19 protein-coding genes are annotated in these 18173 nt (G+C 54.8%); 10 read left to right on the top strand and 9 right to left on the bottom strand.

All coding sequences use genetic code 11. The features are described from left to right. Positions 1-7: 7 nt before the first annotated feature. Entirely contained in the window at positions 8-541 is a 534-nt protein-coding gene (locus JI62_RS09300) for a cytochrome b (RefSeq protein WP_035579912.1), read from the bottom strand. A 125-nt stretch (positions 542-666) separates the two neighbouring features. Further along, the gene (locus JI62_RS09295; protein WP_088699893.1) at positions 667-1230 is read right to left on the bottom strand and encodes a hypothetical protein; all 564 of its coding nucleotides are present in this window, start codon (positions 1228-1230) and stop codon (positions 667-669) included. A 171-nt stretch (positions 1231-1401) separates the two neighbouring features. Here JI62_RS09295 and JI62_RS09290 point away from each other — a divergent pair, with 171 nt between their 5' ends. Continuing rightward, positions 1402-1791 (top strand): RidA family protein, encoded by a 390-nt coding sequence (locus JI62_RS09290; protein ID WP_088699892.1) that lies wholly within the window; start codon positions 1402-1404, stop codon positions 1789-1791. A gap of 61 nt (positions 1792-1852) precedes the next feature. On the opposite strand, the gene JI62_RS09285 is transcribed toward JI62_RS09290, so the two are convergent. The 4 genes from JI62_RS09285 to JI62_RS09275 form a co-directional block, all read right to left on the bottom strand. Next, positions 1853-3796: a tripartite tricarboxylate transporter permease gene (locus JI62_RS09285; protein WP_088699891.1), complete on the bottom strand. Its 1944-nt coding sequence runs from the start codon at positions 3794-3796 to the stop codon at positions 1853-1855. Between the two features lie 81 nt (positions 3797-3877). Continuing rightward, positions 3878-4093, bottom strand: a complete 216-nt coding sequence (locus JI62_RS22880) for a hypothetical protein (protein ID WP_240513195.1) — start codon at positions 4091-4093, stop codon at positions 3878-3880. 87 nt (positions 4094-4180) lie between these two features. Continuing rightward, positions 4181-4984: a tricarboxylate transporter gene (locus JI62_RS09280; protein ID WP_240513194.1), complete on the bottom strand. Its 804-nt coding sequence runs from the start codon at positions 4982-4984 to the stop codon at positions 4181-4183. A 52-nt stretch (positions 4985-5036) separates the two neighbouring features. Then, entirely contained in the window at positions 5037-6161 is a 1125-nt protein-coding gene (locus tag JI62_RS09275; RefSeq protein WP_088699890.1) for a 4-oxalomesaconate tautomerase, read from the bottom strand. Between the two features lie 148 nt (positions 6162-6309). Between JI62_RS09275 and JI62_RS09270 the strand changes: the two genes are divergently transcribed. Then, on the top strand, positions 6310-7215 hold the full coding sequence (locus JI62_RS09270; protein ID WP_170938520.1) for a LysR family transcriptional regulator: 906 nt from the start codon (positions 6310-6312) through the stop codon (positions 7213-7215). Here the strand turns inward: JI62_RS09270 and JI62_RS09265 are convergent. Beyond that, entirely contained in the window at positions 7208-8677 is a 1470-nt protein-coding gene (locus JI62_RS09265) for a cobyric acid synthase (protein WP_088699889.1), read from the bottom strand. The two genes, JI62_RS09270 and JI62_RS09265, sit on opposite strands and share 8 nt — an antisense overlap. Positions 8678-8879: 202 nt before the next feature. On the opposite strand from JI62_RS09265, the gene JI62_RS09260 reads away from it, so the two are divergent. From JI62_RS09260 to JI62_RS09235, 6 genes are read left to right on the top strand one after another with little or no spacing between them, the layout of a single operon-like run. Further along, positions 8880-9902 carry a LacI family DNA-binding transcriptional regulator gene (locus tag JI62_RS09260; protein WP_088699888.1) on the top strand — a complete coding sequence of 341 codons (1023 nt, stop codon included), beginning with the start codon at positions 8880-8882 and terminating at the stop codon, positions 9900-9902. A gap of 11 nt (positions 9903-9913) precedes the next feature. Then, the gene (locus JI62_RS09255) at positions 9914-10945 is read left to right on the top strand and encodes an ABC transporter substrate-binding protein (RefSeq protein ID WP_088699887.1); all 1032 of its coding nucleotides are present in this window, start codon (positions 9914-9916) and stop codon (positions 10943-10945) included. 2 nt (positions 10946-10947) lie between these two features. Then, on the top strand, positions 10948-11844 hold the full coding sequence (locus JI62_RS09250) for an ABC transporter permease (RefSeq protein WP_088699886.1): 897 nt from the start codon (positions 10948-10950) through the stop codon (positions 11842-11844). Then, positions 11841-12629, top strand: coding sequence for an ABC transporter permease (locus JI62_RS09245; protein WP_088699885.1), 789 nt, complete (start codon positions 11841-11843; stop codon positions 12627-12629). Before JI62_RS09250 ends, JI62_RS09245 begins: the two co-directional genes overlap by 4 nt. Positions 12630-12674: 45 nt before the next feature. Beyond that, positions 12675-13763, top strand: coding sequence for an ABC transporter ATP-binding protein (locus JI62_RS09240; RefSeq protein WP_088699884.1), 1089 nt, complete (start codon positions 12675-12677; stop codon positions 13761-13763). Continuing rightward, positions 13756-14622, top strand: a complete 867-nt coding sequence (locus JI62_RS09235) for a phosphodiesterase (RefSeq protein WP_088699883.1) — start codon at positions 13756-13758, stop codon at positions 14620-14622. Before JI62_RS09240 ends, JI62_RS09235 begins: the two co-directional genes overlap by 8 nt. Here JI62_RS09235 and JI62_RS09230 read toward each other — a convergent pair. Further along, positions 14619-15482, bottom strand: coding sequence for a bifunctional transcriptional activator/DNA repair enzyme AdaA (locus JI62_RS09230; protein WP_088699882.1), 864 nt, complete (start codon positions 15480-15482; stop codon positions 14619-14621). The genes JI62_RS09235 and JI62_RS09230 overlap by 4 nt on opposite strands. A gap of 198 nt (positions 15483-15680) precedes the next feature. Here JI62_RS09230 and JI62_RS09225 point away from each other — a divergent pair, with 198 nt between their 5' ends. Next, positions 15681-16601 carry a glutaminase gene (locus JI62_RS09225; protein WP_035579934.1) on the top strand — a complete coding sequence of 307 codons (921 nt, stop codon included), beginning with the start codon at positions 15681-15683 and terminating at the stop codon, positions 16599-16601. 85 nt (positions 16602-16686) lie between these two features. Beyond that, a complete protein-coding gene (locus tag JI62_RS09220) occupies positions 16687-17295 on the top strand; it encodes a LysE family translocator (protein ID WP_088699881.1) in 609 nt (202 codons plus the stop codon). Here the strand turns inward: JI62_RS09220 and JI62_RS09215 are convergent. Beyond that, positions 17281-18114 (bottom strand): AraC family transcriptional regulator, encoded by an 834-nt coding sequence (locus JI62_RS09215; RefSeq protein WP_088699880.1) that lies wholly within the window; start codon positions 18112-18114, stop codon positions 17281-17283. The genes JI62_RS09220 and JI62_RS09215 overlap by 15 nt on opposite strands. Between the last annotated feature and the right edge of the window lie 59 nt (positions 18115-18173).

The following is an 18173-nucleotide window of genomic DNA, read 5'->3' as shown; positions in this document are numbered from 1 at the left end:
CCGGCTATTATCTAGCCATGCGCGTCAGCACGTCGTGGTGAGTCAGCTTGCGATGCAAAATGGCCATCACGATGTGCCCTACTATCAGCGCTAGCAGTGTCCAGCCCAGCTCACCATGGAGCAAACCGCCGAGATCCGTCATCCAGGTGATCTCCTCGCCCTCAAAACCTGACATCAGATTAATTCCAAACACCTCAAGCGAACGGCCCGAACCGTACTGACGAATAAGCGCAATCGTCGGAATTGCGATCATCAAGCCATAGAGTGCAAGATGGCCCAGTTTTGCCATAACGCTCACCGATGGCGGGCGACGCGACGCATTGGCTAACGCCCATATCGCTCTCAGTACGACTAAGGTCAGTAGCAATACACCCACTGGGTAATGGGTTCCCCAGAAGAACTCTTCAAAGGGTGTGTCCGGAAAAAGCCAGTGCGCCGTGGCACTCGTAAACTGCCAAGCAAACAGTAGCGCCATCCCCCAGTGCAACAAGCGGCTAATCGCACCGTAACGTTGACTGTTATCCATTATCGGTAATGCCATGCAGCTTCTCCCTTCTTTTAATAAGCTAGTCGTGATGCTTATTTTATCGGGGCAACACGTAAAGAACATGGCAACAACGTGCAACTTGGTTGCACAAACTGGAACGCAGCGTTTCCCAAGGGCTATTAAAGCGACTGCGGAAAATCGTTTAAACCTTTCAAAAAGGCCTGCTTGGCAGCCTCAAACGCCTTAGGGTCATGTTTAAAGCGGCGTAAAATGAGCGCTTCATCCAAAGCTAAGGTGGGTGCCAGTTCGCTAACGCTTTTAGCAGGATGGCGTGCGCCTAGGCCTATGCGCTTTCCACCCGCCCCACCAAACCAGCGCTTAATGCCACTTTTTTGATAGAACGCTTCTTGTTCGGCGTTATCCACTTCGACACGTAGCGGCGCTTTCAAAGTAAGTTCGCTGATTAACCGCTGGTGAGCATCTGCCTGGTCAAGCGCGCAGGCGTGGGTCACCGTCATGCCTTCGCCCTCCTCGTCCAGCACTAGTAGTGCCAGCGCTTGAGGTTTACCCTGGCCGTCAACAGCAGCGAATAACCGCGCGGCTTCTTGCGGAAAGAACACACTGCAGGTGCCGGTGAACACGACCAGCGGCGTAAGACCCGCCTCTTGTCCGTAAACCTCAGCGCATAATCGTGCCAGACAGGCGTTGCGCTGGGCCTCTGCGTTAACGTGTACGACCTTCATTTGAATCATCCTCAGCGACTAAAAACCCGCAAGCCTAGAGCAAACATCACCGTTTTGACAGCGCGACGTGCCTCACCGCGACGTCCATTCATTTTTACTGATACTGAACACTACTGTTAACAATCTGTCGAAGTGAACTGTAAGCGTGAACATCACCTAGAAGGAGCTAGTATGCCCACCTTTATGAATGACCCTACCATGCCCACACCAAGCTTCCCTGGTAGCCACATGGTCGTCGATGATCACTATGTGTTTATTTCAGGACTGACCGTTGGCGATCTCTCTAACGGCCACGCAGCCCGGGGCGACGTTAAAGAGGAGACTCGCCTTGTGATGCGTGCACTCTCGCGCATGCTTGAAATGGAAGGCGGCAGCTTAGCGGATATAGTGCGGGTGGATATCCACCTCACGGATCTACACGCTATCCAAGACATGGACACTGTTTACGCGGAGTACTTTGAACCTGGCCGCTACCCTGCCCGCACCTGCACCGAATCCCCTAACCTCTACGGAGGAAGCAGTATTGAAATCACTGTGATGGCGAAACGCGCAAAACAGTAATTTCTTTAAACACAAAAAGCCAATTTAATGGCTTTTTGTGTTTGTTTAGAGGCAGTCATTTTTATAACCCAGCCAACATCCCTGTGGGATAGGTAAGCGTTAACAGATTCGCCATCCCCATTAAGAAGAGTGTCACGCCAGCCGCTAAACCCACGGCAGCCATGGGCTTCATACGCGCCACCACCAGTAAGAATCCAAGGCAAAACACCGCGGCGGCAAACAGGAAGCCGAACACCATCACGCCACCTATCAAAGCGAAGAAGCCAGCCACCCAAAAGAACTGCTGGCGTAATGTCTGAATTTGCCACTTCATCGGTTTGATAACCGTTCTGATGATTTCCATCAGACACGCCGCCACGATAATGGCAATTGCCAGCCTCGGCATGATGCCCCCTAGCATGGAAAGGTCAGCAAACGCCCACCACATATATCCAGCCACCGCTAACAGGCTGCCCAGCAATACCACATCGATCACACCCAGCGACAGCGGCGCCACCTCTTCTTGAAGCGCATGTTTAGCAGAGCTCTCGGTTGGGCGGCGCTTTTGCAGGTAGCTGCGTAAAGGAGGAACAATCAATGATGCCGCAATCAGTGCACCAATAATCAGTACCCCAGGTCTCATAAAGGCTTCTGCACCTTGAAACTGAGCGGCTTGATAGAAGTAGGCTTCTGCACCGGGTGCTAACACAAAGCCAATCAAAAAGGCGGGACGAGACCAGTTTGCCTGCTTAAACAGCACGCCAATCGCGCCAATAATGCCGAGTGCAAATAGATCACCCAGCGAACGCGTCGCTTGATAGGCCGCGAAGAGGATCAAGATGGTGATCAGCGGCGCTAAAATCACGAATGGCACCCGGGTTAAGCTGGCCACGGGCCTAGCTAACCCTAAACAAAGCGCCGCGCCTAAAATATTAGCCAGCGCTAATGACCAAATAATGGTGTATGTCAGATCGAGGTTCGTCTCTAACATACTGACACCGGGCTGAAGGCCAAGCAGAAGCAATCCACCTAAAAACACCGCCGCCGTACCCGAACCGGGTATCCCAAACAGTAAAGTTGGCACCATCGCCCCGCAGGCACAGGCGTTGTTAGCAGACTCCGGCGCAATCACGCCGCGAATATCGCCTTTTCCAAACTGCGATTTATCTTTGGCGCTCTGTACCGCGTGGCCATAGGTGAGCCAATCCACCACCGAGCCCGCCAAGCCAGGAATAGTCCCCATCAAGCTGCCAATCCCCGCGCAGCGGGCCACTAATCCAGGCCTTCTGGCCACATCCTTTACCCCTTCTTTCCAACCTTTACCTAGTTGGCAGGGCTGTTCGGCAATCGCGCCACGCTTCACCAATAGATCAATAATTTCGGGCAGTGCGAAAATACCTAAACCGACCACCACTAACGGCAACCCGTCATAGAGGTAGTCAATTTCAAACGGCAGCCGGAACTCGCCGGTAGCTGGAGCCATGCCGATGGTGCCGACCAATAAGCCAACGCCGCAGGCGGCAATGCCTTTAAAAACATCCTTACCAGAAAGCACCGCCACCATGGAGAGCCCTAGCAGCGTCAACATAAATAGCTCTGATGAAGAAAACGACAGCACAACAGGCCGGGCGATGAGAATAAAGGCCGTGAGCACCAGCGCACCGATCAGGCCGCCCAGCATTGACGACAAGAACGCGCTAGAAAGCGCTCGCGCAGCCTGTCCTTTCTTCGCCAACGCAAAGCCATCCACCACGGTGGCTTGGGAAGCACTAGAGCCTGGAATGCCGAGCAGTACAGAGGCAAATGTATCGCCAGTAGGTATCACCGCCACCAATCCCATCAGCATACCCAGGGCGACAGAAGGCTCCATGCCATAGAGGAAAGGCAACAGAAGCGACATACCGGCAATGCCGCCAAGGCCAGGGATGATGCCCACAATCAGCCCAATCAGGACACCGAGCACCATGTACAGCATATGGGGAACAGTAAATAACTGCCCCAAACTGGAGAATAAGACATCTATCATTGTCATGGCTCTTATGTTGTTTAGTGTAAGGGAGCCCAAAAGCACCGCTTAAGCAGTGCTTTTTTTGTGTTAACTGGCGTGTTAAATACGGGCACCGTGCTGCTCTAACAGCCACTCGACCAGCCACTGTCGCGTGTCATCATCAAGTGACATGGCCTCCTGCAGATGCTGCTCGACGACCTTACCGACCACCGGCGTGTAGGGGCCAAGCTGGATCATCGCTGCATCTTTAAACGCTTCTGTGTCCACAAAACGCTGTGCCGCTTCGCGATACTCCTGAATGAGATCAGCTGGCACGTCACTAGGCAGCAGAATCAGTTTTTGCAGCGTGAACCCTGAGGCAAAGAATTTGCGATACGCCTCGGCGGCGGGGCCGCTGGGGGCTTAGCCATGAAGGGTTTCGTAAACTTCATTGAAGGTCGGCAAGTCAGGGAAGGCAGGGTCACGAACGATCTCGCCGCTGTCGTTGAGTACGCCCAGGGAAAACAGCGGCACCGCTCGTCCGCTCTCTACCAGAGGTTCCACGCTGCTGAAATAGGCAGAGGTGGTTTGGAAGTCGATATCCGCCTCGCCGCGCTCAAAGGCTAACCGCCCTTCTCCACGGCTACGCATGCCAGAAACGGCCTGTACATCAGCACCCAGCAGATCAAGCGCAATCAATACCGGCAGTTCCAGCCCTGTATGGCTTTGCACGGCAAATTTAACGCGCTGGTTGGTCACCGCGTTCAGCACCTCCTCTGCGCTATCGCCCAGACTAGGTTGGGCATACACCACGCCGCCGGTGGGGGTCGCTAAAATCGGTGTCCAATCGTCGTAGCTATAACGTACTCGGCGGTCTTGTAGCATAGCGGGGTACTGGGTAGAAGCAGACGTGCCTATCCATTGACTGCCATCCGAGGCAGCCCGCATAGCGAACAGATTACTGCCATTAATGGAGCCACCGCCGGGCACGTTATCAATGACTAGCGTAGGGTTACCTTGAATATGGTCACTCATCCAGGTAGAGAAGAAGCGTGCCCACACATCGGTTCCACCGCCTACCCCAAACGGAATAGTCCAGTGGATAGTGTCGGGCACGCTCACATCGTTAGCTTGGGCATTCACACTGATAGCGCCCAGCGTGGAACAAGCAACGACAAGTAGCGCTTTCTTGAATGTGTTAAGCGGTGTGTGCTTCAAGATGGTCATGGCGATACTCCTGTTATTGATTATTGTCGGTTGTTAGTAGTGGTAGCGTGATTCAATCAACGGTTTCGATAGCGTGATGACCCACTTCCTTTGAAGGGCTCGCATAAAAAATTTGCCCGCTCATAATTTTGCGAGCCGTTCGAATAAGCGATACGCGCGCCAGGTCAAACGCATTCTGTTGGCGATACTCTGCCGTTAGCTCAATAGAGCCAGAAGGATGCTCTAACACAATCTGTGATAGCAGTTGCCCAGCGGGAAGCTTCTGAGTGCTCATGGCCATTTGATTGGCCACCGAGCCCGGCACGTTAATCGCCGCCGCCACCGCCATCGCCCCTGTTACGGCGATCGCTTTATGGCAGCGATGAGGCACAAAATAGCGAACATTCAGCGTGTGCGATGCCGCTTCAGCCGCTGAGATCAGCACCACCTTGGGCAGCACGCTGTGACTAACATCGCCCATTCCCATCCGCCGCCCCGCTTCCCGACGCAGGGTTTCTAAGCGGGTTAACAAGGCCGCGTTATTATCCAGCTCAGCAGGCGATTCATGGCCGGTTAATCCGACCGACTCAGCGCGCAGCAGCATAATCGGGGTGGCCGCATCGATACAGCTCACCTCAACCCCTGCTATCTCATCGCATGCGTTTCCCGTAGGTAACAGGTGACCTGTTTTACTGCCCATGATGTCTAAAAAGCTAAGCTGGATGCCCGCAGCACTGCCCGGAACGCCGCTAATGGTGACACTGCCTTCGTACTGCACCTGCTTCCCCGGTGTAGGGACATGGCATTCGATCAGCCGCTGGGTGTTTAAGTTATGGACTTTTACCACGGTGGTACCGTCTTGCGGCTCTACCAGCCCCGTCTCTATAGCATAGGGCCCGACGGCAGAGAGCATATTGCCGCAGTTAGGGTTAAAGTCGACACGCTTATTCACTACATCCACTTGCGCAAACAGATAGTCAACATCGGCATCAGGATGTGACGAGCGCTCCACAATGGCCACTTTGCTGGTGAGCGGGTCGCCGCCCCCGATACCATCGATCTGTAACGCGTGCCCGGAGCCCATCAAGCTAAGCAGGATGTCTGCCTGCTGCGCCTGGTCATTGGGCAGGTCTTTCATGCGAATAAAGGGGCCTCGAGAGGTGCCGCCCCGCATAATGACACAAGGAATGCTGTTCATATCGTTCCGCCATAGTTCGCGATGACTGTATGCACGGAGAATGTCAGCCAATCTTTAATGTCTCAAATGCAAATATAGATTGCTATAAATACGATTCTTGCATTAATGTGTTTTGGTTATTAATCCACTTTTTTTGCGCAACAATCCCATGCTGCATAGACTCGAATTTCTTGACCTTCATGCGTTCATTTTAGTCGCTGAACTAGGCACCTTTCATGAGGCGGCTCAGCGCTTGCATTTGTCGCAACCGGCCCTCACCCGCCGTATCCAAAAGCTGGAAGAACTCCTTGAAGTTGAACTACTTGAGAGAACCACCAGGCGTACTCGACTGACGCCTATTGGGGCAGATTTTTTGCCCCGGGCCAGGCGTATGCTTGAGGAGTACGAGTCCTCTATTTTGGGAATTCGGGAGTTGGTCACGCACCAAAAAGGAACCGTGACAATTGCCTGCTTACCGACCGCGGCATTCTACTTTTTGCCTAGTGTCATTCGTGTGTTTAGCGAGGCTTGGCCGGGCATTCGCATCCGAATTCTGGATGTCAGCGCCAACGAGGGGCTGGAAAAAGTCATTAATGGCGAGGCGGATTTCGGCATCAACATGATCAGCGCGCAAAGCTCCGAGGTGCGCTTTACCCCGCTGCTGCGAGACCCTTTTGTATTGGCACTACGCTCGGATCATCCACTCGCGAGCAAAAAGCAGATTGAGTGGAGCGATCTAGAAGATGTTCGTCTCATCACCGTAAGCCGCGATAGTGGTAACCGCACGTTGCTGGATAATGCGCTCTCGGCAGAGGGTATCCACTTAAACAGTTTTTATGAGGTTCAGCACTTGTCGACCTCTTTGGGTTTAGTGGAGTCAGGCTTAGGGGTGGCAATTTTGCCGCGTATGACCATGCCTGGGCCAGATCACGACACGTTGTGCTCAAGAGACCTGCCTGAGCCGCGCATTCAGCGTTCCATTGGTCTTGTGCGCAGCAATACCCACAGTCTCTCAAGTACCGCACAGCTATTTATTGATTTACTGCTGGAGCACTGGGTCAAAGAATCTATTTAACAGTTTTCATTGCGCCAGTCTCAATCAGCGCCATAACCACCTCAATATCAATGTGCTCTTCCAACATATCGGCCAAACGATCGAGCTCACGCTCGCGGTGGGCTTGGTAATCACTTTGCTCCCCATTCAAAAGGCCCAACTGTGTTAACAATGCTTGGCAGGCCTCCGGATGATCAAATAGTCCGTGCAGGTAAGTACCGATAATTTGGCCATCTTTGCTAACGGCGCCTTCTGGGCGTCCGTTTAAATCAAATAGTGGCGATCTAAGCGCAGCCCCATCGCTTACGCCGTTATGGATTTCATAGCCGGTAACGGTAGCGCCCTCTGCCACGGTTAAGCCACTCACGTTGCGCAGCTGCTTACCCGCTACCATGCGGGTGGTAAGGGGCAACAGCCCTAATCCCGCTACTTTTTCAGGTTTTCCCTCCAGACCGTCAGGGTCATCTACCCACTCACCCAGCATTTGGAAGCCACCGCAAATACCCAATATCTTGCCGCCATAGCGCAGATGGCGCTGAATGGCTTTATCCCAGCCCTGCCGTTTTAACCACGCCAGGTCGCTTGCGGTACTTTTACTGCCGGGCAGCATAATCACATCGGCGGCAGGAATTGGCTGGTCGGCCCGGATAAACGACAACGAGACCTGAGGATGTAACCGTAGAGGGTCAAAATCGGTGTGGTTACTAATACGCGGCAGCGCGGGAACGATCACCTTAAGCGTTTCATTGGCCTTTTCAGCGTGGGTTAAACCAATGCTGTCTTCGGCATCGAGTACCAGACCCTGCAAGTAAGGCAGCGTGCCAAATACGGGCTTTCCAGTGCGCTCCTCCAGCCATTCAAGCCCAGGATTGAGCAGCGCAATATCACCGCGAAAGCGGTTAATAATAAAACCCTTGGTACGCGCCTGCTCGCTTTCGCTTAGCAGCGCCAGCGTACCCACCAACTGAGCAAAAACACCGCCACGGTCGATATCGCCCACCAGTAATACCGGGCAATCTACCGCTTCGGCAAAGCCCATATTGGCGATATCGCCTTTACGCAAATTGATTTCGGCCGGGCTGCCCGCACCTTCGGCGATAATCACATCAAAGCGGCTTTCTAACGCTTGCCACGCGGCCATTACGCTCTCTTTAGCGGTGCGTTTAAAAGCGTGGTAATCGAGGGCATCCATATGACCATGTACCTTGCCGCGCAGAATCACCTGAGCGCCGCGATCGGTTTCTGGCTTTAGCAGTACCGGATTCATATCGCTGTGAGGTGCCAAATAGCAGGCCTGGGCCTGCAACGCAGTGGAGCGTCCAATCTCGCCACCATCTTCGGTCACGGCGCTATTCAGTGCCATGTTCTGGGGTTTGAACGGCGCCACTGATATCCCACGCCTTGCCAGCGCGCGGCAAAGGGCTGCCACCACGGTGCTTTTACCCGCATCCGAGGTGGTGCCTTGAATCATCAGTGTGGCCATAAAGTGGTCTCGCCCAGGTTAACAAGAGCAAGACTTTAGCGGGCGGCGCTAAGTGGCGCAATGTGTTCAGTCTCCGCTCAAGCACCCTAATTCCTTTAATAATCAAAATTACTTTTTATCGCCATCAATTCGTCATATGCCGTCTTTAGGCTGATACCTGATAAATGAGATCGATCTCATTGTATTAATAACAGGTATTCCCATGGCAGATTTACTCAGTGTGGCCAAACTCGCCGGGGTTTCCCGGGCAACCGCAGCACGGGCTTTTTCAAGCCCCGATTTGGTACGCCCAGCGACGCGTGAAAAAGTGTTTAACGCTGCCCAGCAGCTGGCGTTTAGGCCTAATAAAGTCGCTCAGCAGCTACGCTCACAAGCCACGCAAATGATTGGCGTGATGGTGCCCAGTCTCGATAACCCGGTGTTTGCCGAGCAGCTACAAGCTATGGAAGTAGCAGCCAGAGCGGCTGGTTACTCACTGATCGTTACCACCAGTGACTACTCGCCCAGCCGCGAGGGTGACATTGTTGAGGAGATGCTGCGCCAGCGCGTGGACGGCTTAGTACTTACCGTGGCTGAAGCGGATAACAGCGCCGTGCTGGAGAAGCTGCGTTTGGAAAAGACGCCTTGCTTACTGGTCTACAACCCACCCGGCAATAGTGGTTTCCCCTCCATCGGTGTCGATAACCGCGCCGCCAGCGCTGATGCCACGCGACATTTAATCACTCTAGGGCACCAGCGCATTGGCATGGTCGCTGGCCCACTGCTGCAGTCAGACCGCGCCCAGCAGCGCTTTGACGGTTACTGCCACGCTATGGGCGAGGCCGGCTTGATCGCCCGCCCATTGGTTGAGATGGCTCGCCATACCCAAGCCGACCTCAAAATCCTGATGACTGCACTGCAAGGACCAGAGGCTCTCAGCGCAGTGATTTGTACCAATGATCTGCTCGCCATCAGCCTGATGGGCGAACTGCAACGCGCAGGTTTTAACGTGCCTGGCGACCTCTCTGTAATGGGTTTTGACGGCATTGCCTTAGGCAAGCACCTCTACCCGTCGCTATGCACCATTGAGCAGCCTCGCGCCGATATTGGGCGTACTGCGGTTCACACCTTGCTAGCCATGATTCGGGGAGAAGAATGCACACCTGCTCCCCTGCCCCACGCACTGCGTCAGGGCGAAAGTGTCGGAATCCCGACATCCCGTAAGTCCACGTCAAGCACTTCCTAGAGGAACACAGTATGAGTCTTAAACGCATGAACCTTAAGCGTCTTTATCAAGCGTTACTGGCCACGGCGGTTATCAGTGCGTCAGGGGCTGCTACTGCCCAGTCAAGCGACAACGCAATCTGCTACAACTGCCCACCAGAGTGGGCGGACTGGGGCACTCAGCTGCGTTTGATCGAACAGGAGACCGGCATTCACGTGCCGCAAGACAACAAAAACTCCGGCCAATCCTTAGCCCAATTGGTCGCTGAAGCGGCTAGTCCGGTGGCCGATGTCGTTTACTACGGGGTGACCTTCGGCATTCAAGCCATGGAAGAGGACGTAGTGACGCCCTACCAGCCCGAACACTGGGATGAGATTCCTGAAGGTCTAAAAGACCCCGAAGGCAACTGGTTTGCCATTCACTCCGGCACCCTCGGCTTTATGGTCAACGTCGACGCCTTGGATGGCGCGCCGGTGCCCACTTCCTGGGAAGATCTGCTCAAGCCCGAGTATCGCGGCATGGTGGGCTACCTTGACCCCGCCAGCGCCTTTGTCGGTTACGTTGGTGCCGTGGCGGTCAACCTAGCCATGGGCGGCGATCTTAACGACTTCACCCCGGCGATCGACTACTTCAACCAGCTCGCCGAAAACGACCCGATTGTGCCCAAGCAAACCAGCTATGCACGGGTGCTTTCTGGCGAGATCCCGATTCTTCTCGATTACGACTTCAACGCTTACCGCGCACGCCATAGCGATGGCGCCAATGTAGAGTTTGTGATTCCCGAAGAGGGCAGCGTGGTAGTGCCCTACGTTATGAGCCTGGTAAAAGATGGCCCTAACCCTGAGAACGGCCAGCAAGTGCTTGATTTCGTGCTCTCTGATCAAGGCCAAGCGGTATGGGCTGATGCTTACCTACGCCCTGTGCGCGCCAGCGCTATTTCCCCTGAAGCCCGCGAAGTCTTTCTGCCCGATAGCGAGTATGCCCGCGCCGAAGCACTCGACTACCCCGCTATGGCGGCTGCTCAACGTAGCTTCTCTGAGCGGTATCTGTCGGAGGTTCGTTAATCATGACAGCGGCATCCAGGCAGCCCTCCGGGGCTGCTTCTTACGTCAATACTCATCAGATCATGGTGGGGCCCGTGCGACGAAAAAGCCTTATCGCGTTGTTTGCCTTACTGCCAGCACTGGTGGTTTTCTGCGCCTTTTGGCTACTGCCTTTTTCGCGTCTGATCATGATGGGCGCCGAGGCTGATCCAAGCAGCGGTATTAGCGCCTACCTGACTATTCTTACCCATCGTCAGTACTTAATTAGTCTAGCGACCACCGTTGGTCTCTCGCTGGTAGTGTCACTGGTAGCGGTTGCCATTGCGGGCGTTGCCGGATTTTTTCTCGCCCGTCAGCGTTTTTTTGGCAAGTCCATACTCGTAGCTATCCTCACCTTTCCGCTGGCTTTTCCAGGCGTGGTGGTGGGCTTTTTGGTCATTATGTTGGGGGGACGCCAAGGCGCCTTGGCGCAGACCAGCCTGTGGCTGTTTGGCGAGCGCTGGATGTTTGCCTACTCTCTGGCCGGGCTCTTTATTGGCTACCTCTACTTCTCCATTCCTCGTGTGATCACCACGGTAATGGCTGCCTGCGACAATCTGGATCAAAGCCTTGAAGAGGCAGCCCGCTCGTTAGGCGCTAACACTTGGCAGGTCATCAAAGACGTTATCGTGCCCGGCATTGCACCCGCGCTACTCTCAACCGGTGCCATCTGCTTTGCTACCAGCATGGGCGCCTTTGGTACGGCGTTTACCCTGGGCACACGCTTAAGCATTCTTCCACTCAATATCTACGGCGAATTCACCAATTACGCTAACTTTGCCATGGCCGCCGCGCTTTCGGTGGTGCTGGGTGTGATCACCTGGATGGCGTTAAGCCTTGCTCGCAGGCTGGCAGGTGGCAATCTGGGAGCTTCAGTATGAAATCGCGCCTACGCTTCACGCTGCAACTCAGTTTCACCCTGCTGGTGTGCCTGTTCATGATTGTGCCCGTCGCCATGTCGGTCATGGCGGGGCTAACCGAGAACTACTTTGTCGGCCTTGAGAGCGGTCTGACCCTGCGCTGGGTAAACGAGGTATGGCAGCTCTACGCCGATACCATCTGGCTGTCGATTAAACTGGCGCTAGCCTGCTTGCTGATCACTATCCTGATTGGCGTACCCGCCGCCTATGGCCTGCTGCGCAGCCGTCGCCGCTGGGCCAACGCGATTGAAGAACTACTACTGCTGCCGGTTGCCGTGCCTGGGCTGGCCACCGCGCTTGCCCTACTGCTCGCCTATGGCAGCTACCGCGAATTTCGCGGCAGCTGGCTATTTATTCTTGTTGGCCATGTGCTGTTTACATTGCCCTTTATGGTGCGCGCGGTGCTCTCCGTGATGCAAACCGCCAAGCTTCCCCAACTTGAAGAAGCCGCCGCCAGCTTAGGCGCCAGCTTTAGGCAACGCTTTTTCGGGGTGGTCATCCCCAACTGTATGAGCGGCATTTTGGCGGGAGCGCTGATGGTAGTCACTTTATCGATCGGCGAATTCAACATTACCTGGATGCTGCACACCCCCTTGACCAAAACGCTACCGGTCGGCTTAGCCGACAGCTACGCCTCGATGCGCCTGGAAATTGGCTCAGCCTACACGCTGATATTTCTGGTGATGGTGGTGCCCTTGCTGGTGGCGATTCAGTGGGCGGGCCGACTCACCGAGCAGCGCCGCTAAGCGGTTTCCCAGGTACAGCATTCAACACTTAAGTAGAGATCCGTGATGAGTTCATCTGTCAGCATTACGCTCAACCAATGCAGCCGCACCTTTGCTGGCGGCAATACAGCGCTACAGCCGCTTGACTTGCAGGTTCATGCGGGCGAAACCCTGGTACTGCTGGGCCCTTCCGGCTGCGGTAAAACCACCACCCTGCGCATTATTAGCGGCCTGGAAAGCCCCGACAAAGGCGGACAAGTGCAGTTTGGTGAGCGCGATGTCACCGCTCTGCCGATTGAGAAGCGCGACGTGGGAATGGTGTTTCAAAACTACGCGCTATTTCCCAATATGAGCGTTGCCGACAATATTGCCTACGGGCTCAAGATACAGCGTTTGCCGCGTGCCGAGATCGCCCATCGGCTTGATGAAGTCATGCGCATGGTCGACCTACAAGGCCTTGGGGAGCGGCGCATCGATGCCCTCTCCGGTGGCCAAAAGCAGCGCGTCGCTCTCGCCCGTGCGATTGCTGTTCGCCCCAAGGTGCTGCTTTTTGATGAGCCGTTAGCAGCCCTCGACGCCAAACTGCGCGACCGATTACGCATCGAAATTGGCCAACTGCTACGTGAATTAGGCACTACGGCGGTTTACGTCACCCATGACCAGGACGAGGCGATGGCGTTAGGTGACCGCATCGCGGTAATGCAAGCCGGACGCATTGCGCAGCTGGGTTCCCCCCAAGAGATTTATCATCAGCCAGCCAACGCCTTTGTGGCCGATTTTATTGGCGCGGTTAACTGCCTGGACGTGATTAGCACACGCGCCAATGCCAATGGAGGATTGGTTGTCCATGGCGGTGAACTCCGAGCCTCACATTTGCGGGGTGTATCCACTGTCTACTGTCGCCCAGAAGACATTCAGGTGGTTTCCGTTGACCAGGCCGATGTAACAGGCAAGGTGGTACAGAGCATTTTCCTGGGCCAGACCCAACGCTTGATGGTGGACACCGGCGGCGCTTCGCCACTCCAGGTTGAGGCACCCTCCCGCCAGCGCTGGCCAAACGGCACTGCCATTGGTTTGGCACTTCCCTCTAGCGTGCTTTTTCATCCAGATAAGCCCACTCCCCCTGTTAATGCCAAGGAGATGGCCAATGGCTGATCAAGGTTTAAACATTCAGAAAGCCCCTCATGCCCAGCAATGTCTTATCGCCCAGATTAGCGATCCGCATATCAAGGCGGGCGGGAAGCTCTCTTACCGCCAGGTAGATACCGCCAGTGCGCTGCGGCAAGCAATCAGCACGCTCAATCAGCTAGCGCCGCGGCCCGACCTGGTGCTGATTAGCGGTGATTTGGTTGATTTTGGCCATCCTGACGAGTACGCCACCTTTAAGCAGATCCTGGCTGAATTAACGCTGCCTGTGTACTTGATCCCTGGCAATCATGATGACCGCGAACATCTGCGCGCCGCCTTTCCGGAACACAGTTATCTGTTTCAGCACCGCGACTATTTACAGTGGGTCGTGGATGACTACCCGGTGCGCTTAGTGGGGCTCGACTCATCAGTGCCCGGTAAGCCCCACGGTGAGCTAAGCGATGAAAGTCTGCAGTGGCTAGACACCACCCTGGCAGAGCAGCCCGAAAAACCGACTCTGATCATGGTGCATCACCACCCTTTTGTTAGTGGCATCGACCATATGGATCGCCAGCCGCTGAAGCGACCAGACGCACTAGCCGACGTCATTGGCAAACATACCCAGGTCGAGCGCGTGCTCTGTGGGCACTTACACCGCTCGATCCAAGCTCGCTTTGCTAACACCTTGGCGATTAGCTGCCCAGGGGTTTCCCACCAGGTAAGCTTGGATCTCACGCCAGACGGCCCCTCCAGTTTTCAGCTAGAGCCCCCCGGTTACCTGATGCACCAGTGGTCAGCAACTAACGGTATGGTGACGCACCAAGGGTTTATCGAGCGCTACCCTGGCCCTTTCCCGTTTTTTGATGCTTATGGGCTGATTGATTAGGTCGTTAGACTGGGGGCGAGCGCTGCGTTGTCTGGGTGAGCCAGCGCCAGCTCCCAGGCTTGTACCATCTGCTTTTTCTCTAAGCCCCAGCGGTAACCACCAAGTGCGCCGCTTTGTTGAATCACCCGATGGCAGGGGATCCATAGCGCGATGGGATTAGCGCCCACCGCATTGCCCACTGCACGGGACGATTTAGGTGCCCCCAGCGCCTGGGCAATGTGGGAATAGCTAGCAAATTGCCCCTCGGGAATCGTTAGCAGCGCTCGCCAAACCGCTATTTGGAAGTTGGTGCCGGTGACATGCAACGACACAGCGGCGTCCCCCTCTTCGGACTGAGAGAACAGCCTCTCCACCGCGTAGCAGGTGGCCTCAGTGCTATGTTGAAAGGTGCTGCGCGGCCACTCTTTCGCCAACCTTGCTAGTAACTCCTCCGAATTAGTCGTATCGACAAAGCCCATTCGACAGATACCCCGGGGGGTTACCGCGACGAATAGGCGACCTAATGGTGTTTCGTGAACGCCATAAGCGATCTCCACTCCTTCGCCCTGGCGCTTATACTCACCGGGCGTGACCGCCTCTAACTGAACAAAGTGGTCGTAAAGCCGCGAGCCACCGCTCAGCCCAAGGGTATGGGCGATATCCAACAAAGAAGTGGACGACTGCATCAACTGCTTGCCGCGCTCTAAGGTGAGTGCCTGCAAAAAGCGTTTGGGGCTAATCCCCGCATAGCGACAAAATAGCCGCTGAAAGTGGAAGGCACTCAAATGAACATGAGCAGCCACCGTTTCCAGGTTGGGCTGTTCCGCCGCATGGGCCACCATATAGGCCATGGCTTTTTCGATACGCTCATAGTCATTCATTGGGTTATCTCTCTGACCGTCGGAGCTGCTTAGATCCTTTCAGCCTAAGCCTTCACGGGCGAGTTGCCGACCCGAATCTTGCGCACTGGCGGGTATTCAGACAGTTTATGTTTAAAAGAGACGCTATGTTTAACAGACATTTCCACTCGTTTTCGCTAGGGTAATGCCCCGCCTCCATTGACGGTACACGATACGCCCATGCAAGACTTGATCAATGACATTGCCGCAGCCATGGCAAACGCCGAAGAACGCGGTAAGGTCGCAGACTATATTCCCGAACTTGGCCATGTTGACCCACAGCAGTTCGCCATTTCGCTCGCCACGGTGGATGGCAAAGTGTACTCGGCAGGTTGTGCTACCACGCCTTTCTCGATTCAAAGTATCTCTAAAGTATTTACGCTGACCATTGCACTAGGGCAAGTGGGTGATTCGCTGTGGTCGAAAGTGGGCCGCGAACCCTCGGGTGATCCGTTCAACTCCATCGTTCAGCTAGAGCATGAAAGCGGCAAACCGCGTAATCCGTTTATCAATGCCGGGGCCATTGCGGTGGTCGATGCGATCATGATGGGCCATGAGCCCAAAGAGACACTGGGCGAGATTCTTAGCTTTGTGCGCTATATCGCCAATGACGACAGCATTTACTTCGACCACGCAGTGGCCGCTTCAGAGATGGCCCACCGCGACCGTAACGCTTCGTTGGCACACTTTATGAAAGCCTTTGGTCGCCTGCGCCATGATGTCGATAAGGTGCTAGGCACCTATTTTCACCAGTGTGCCATCGCCATGAGCTGTGAGCAGTTAGCCCATGCCGGGCTGTTTTTGGCCTCGGATGGTATCAACAAACCCAGTGGCATTCGCGTGGTAGCCCCCCAGCGTGCACGGCGTATCAATTCACTAATGATGATGTGCGGGCACTATGATGCCTCGGGGGAGTTCGCCTTTCGCGTCGGCCTGCCTGGCAAAAGTGGTGTGGGCGGAGGGATTCTTGCGATTGCTCCGGGCCATGGCTCCATAGCCGTTTGGTCGCCGGGGCTGGATGCCTACGGCAACAGTTTGTTGGGCACCCAGGCGCTCGAAATGTTTGTGCAGCGCACCGGCTGGTCGGTTTTTGGGCATTAGCAGGGCAACACTTTAAACAACGACCTCAATTTTGTGCAATACCGCCAGCCGTTGCCATTGCAAACTCCTGTCACCACCGAGGAGGATGACAATGAGCGTCTTACTAGCATCGACAGCCTTACCCATGGCCGCATTTGCGCTTGCCGCGTCTATTTCGCCGGGGCCGGTCAACATCGTTTGTTTGAGTAGCGGTACGCACTACCCCATTACTAAAGGGCTTGTTTTTGTAACCGGCGCTACGCTGGGGTTCGTTGCGCTGTTTTTAGCCATTGGTGCGGGTCTTTACTCACTGCTGAGTGTAGCGCCGCTGCTGGAAGTGCTTTTACGCTGGGCAGGTATTATTTTTTTACTCCACCTTAGCTATCAGCTGTTGCAGCACGATGGTCGCGTACAGGAAAGAGGCGCCGACAACGCACCGGGGTTTTGGGCAGGCGCCATGATGCAGTGGCTCAACCCCAAAGCGTGGTTGGCGTCTGCCGCCGGCATTGGCGCCTACACCACTGCTAATGAGCCCTATCTGCTATGGCTGTTCGCCAGCCTCTATCTGCCTATTTGCTGGCTATCGCTGGCCAGTTGGGTCTATGCAGGTGCTTTTCTGAAACGCTATGTTCATCGTCCTATCATCTTACTAACGATTAACCGCGCACTCGCTATCTGCCTGGCGGCTAGCGCTATTGTCTTACTGATTGAGTAGCGGATAACGATACTGGTTGGGTGTCGCGGCTACCAGCCGTTTGAATGTTCTTTGAAAGTGGGGCTGGTCATTAAAGCCAGCGTTCAAAGCCGCCTCAACAATAGGCTGCCCCTGTTTTAACGCTTTCTGCCCCATCTGAATGCGCTGATTAATCAGGTAAGCATGGGGTGTTAGTCCGAAGTGCTGTTTAAAGGCGCGAATCAGGTGCCCAGCACTATAGCCGGACTGCTCACATAGGCGTTCTAGCGATATATCAGCGCTACAGTTGGCACGCAAATAGGCCGCGACCTGTTCTAGCGCACTGGGCGCTGGGGGCAATACCGCGTGGGATTCTTGAGCAAGCACTTGCATCATGGTGGACAAGTACTCGACGAGCGCCGTTTGCTTAGCGCCAATCTCGCGGTGTTCATCCAGCAAACAAGCAGGCATATCGCAGTACCCGGCATAAAGCGCTGGCTGGGTAATGACGGCGGTGGCGATATCTTGCCAATACGGCGTATTCAACAGACCCAATTGGTAACGCAATTCACTCAGCCACTCGGTATCGACGTAGAGCATCATGTACGCCCAGGGCTGGTTCTCAATGGGGTTGCAGGCGTGCACCCAGTGGGGGTTCATCATAACGATGTCTCCCGCACTAATCTGATGCGTCGCATCGCGATAGCAAAAAGTGCTTTTACCTGCGGTAACGGCCCCTAGAGACCAATGCGTATGGCTTTGCGGCGCATAGCAAACTTGTCGCGCGTCGCTAATCTTGCGCAGCTCTACATAGGGCATACGCGCATCCCGCCAGAAAATAGGTGACGAAATTGTACTCATGTTCTGCTCGTGTTATTCACAAATAGCCTTCCACATTTCGGCTTGGCCTAGGCTGGACA

It is taken from the genome of Halomonas campaniensis (assembly GCF_002211105.1).
In the GTDB taxonomy this organism is placed as follows: Bacteria; Pseudomonadota; Gammaproteobacteria; order Pseudomonadales; family Halomonadaceae; genus Vreelandella; species Vreelandella campaniensis_A.
Note: the sequence above shows the minus strand (reverse complement) of the source record. Positions and strands in the feature narration are given on the sequence as shown.

Coding starts and splice junctions, on each gene's coding strand:
- JI62_RS09300 (WP_035579912.1), bottom strand. CDS start 541: ATGGCATTACCGATAATGGATAACAGTCAACGTTACGGTGCGATTAGC.
- JI62_RS09295 (WP_088699893.1), bottom strand. CDS start 1,230: ATGAAGGTCGTACACGTTAACGCAGAGGCCCAGCGCAACGCCTGTCTG.
- JI62_RS09290 (WP_088699892.1), top strand. CDS start 1,402: ATGCCCACCTTTATGAATGACCCTACCATGCCCACACCAAGCTTCCCT.
- JI62_RS09285 (WP_088699891.1), bottom strand. CDS start 3,796: ATGATAGATGTCTTATTCTCCAGTTTGGGGCAGTTATTTACTGTTCCC.
- JI62_RS09280 (WP_240513194.1), bottom strand. CDS start 4,984: ATGACCATCTTGAAGCACACACCGCTTAACACATTCAAGAAAGCGCTA.
- JI62_RS09275 (WP_088699890.1), bottom strand. CDS start 6,161: ATGAACAGCATTCCTTGTGTCATTATGCGGGGCGGCACCTCTCGAGGC.
- JI62_RS09270 (WP_170938520.1), top strand. CDS start 6,310: ATGCTGCATAGACTCGAATTTCTTGACCTTCATGCGTTCATTTTAGTC.
- JI62_RS09265 (WP_088699889.1), bottom strand. CDS start 8,677: ATGGCCACACTGATGATTCAAGGCACCACCTCGGATGCGGGTAAAAGC.
- JI62_RS09260 (WP_088699888.1), top strand. CDS start 8,880: ATGGCAGATTTACTCAGTGTGGCCAAACTCGCCGGGGTTTCCCGGGCA.
- JI62_RS09255 (WP_088699887.1), top strand. CDS start 9,914: ATGAGTCTTAAACGCATGAACCTTAAGCGTCTTTATCAAGCGTTACTG.
- JI62_RS09250 (WP_088699886.1), top strand. CDS start 10,948: ATGACAGCGGCATCCAGGCAGCCCTCCGGGGCTGCTTCTTACGTCAAT.
- JI62_RS09245 (WP_088699885.1), top strand. CDS start 11,841: ATGAAATCGCGCCTACGCTTCACGCTGCAACTCAGTTTCACCCTGCTG.
- JI62_RS09240 (WP_088699884.1), top strand. CDS start 12,675: ATGAGTTCATCTGTCAGCATTACGCTCAACCAATGCAGCCGCACCTTT.
- JI62_RS09235 (WP_088699883.1), top strand. CDS start 13,756: ATGGCTGATCAAGGTTTAAACATTCAGAAAGCCCCTCATGCCCAGCAA.
- JI62_RS09230 (WP_088699882.1), bottom strand. CDS start 15,482: ATGAATGACTATGAGCGTATCGAAAAAGCCATGGCCTATATGGTGGCC.
- JI62_RS09225 (WP_035579934.1), top strand. CDS start 15,681: ATGCAAGACTTGATCAATGACATTGCCGCAGCCATGGCAAACGCCGAA.
- JI62_RS09220 (WP_088699881.1), top strand. CDS start 16,687: ATGACAATGAGCGTCTTACTAGCATCGACAGCCTTACCCATGGCCGCA.
- JI62_RS09215 (WP_088699880.1), bottom strand. CDS start 18,114: ATGAGTACAATTTCGTCACCTATTTTCTGGCGGGATGCGCGTATGCCC.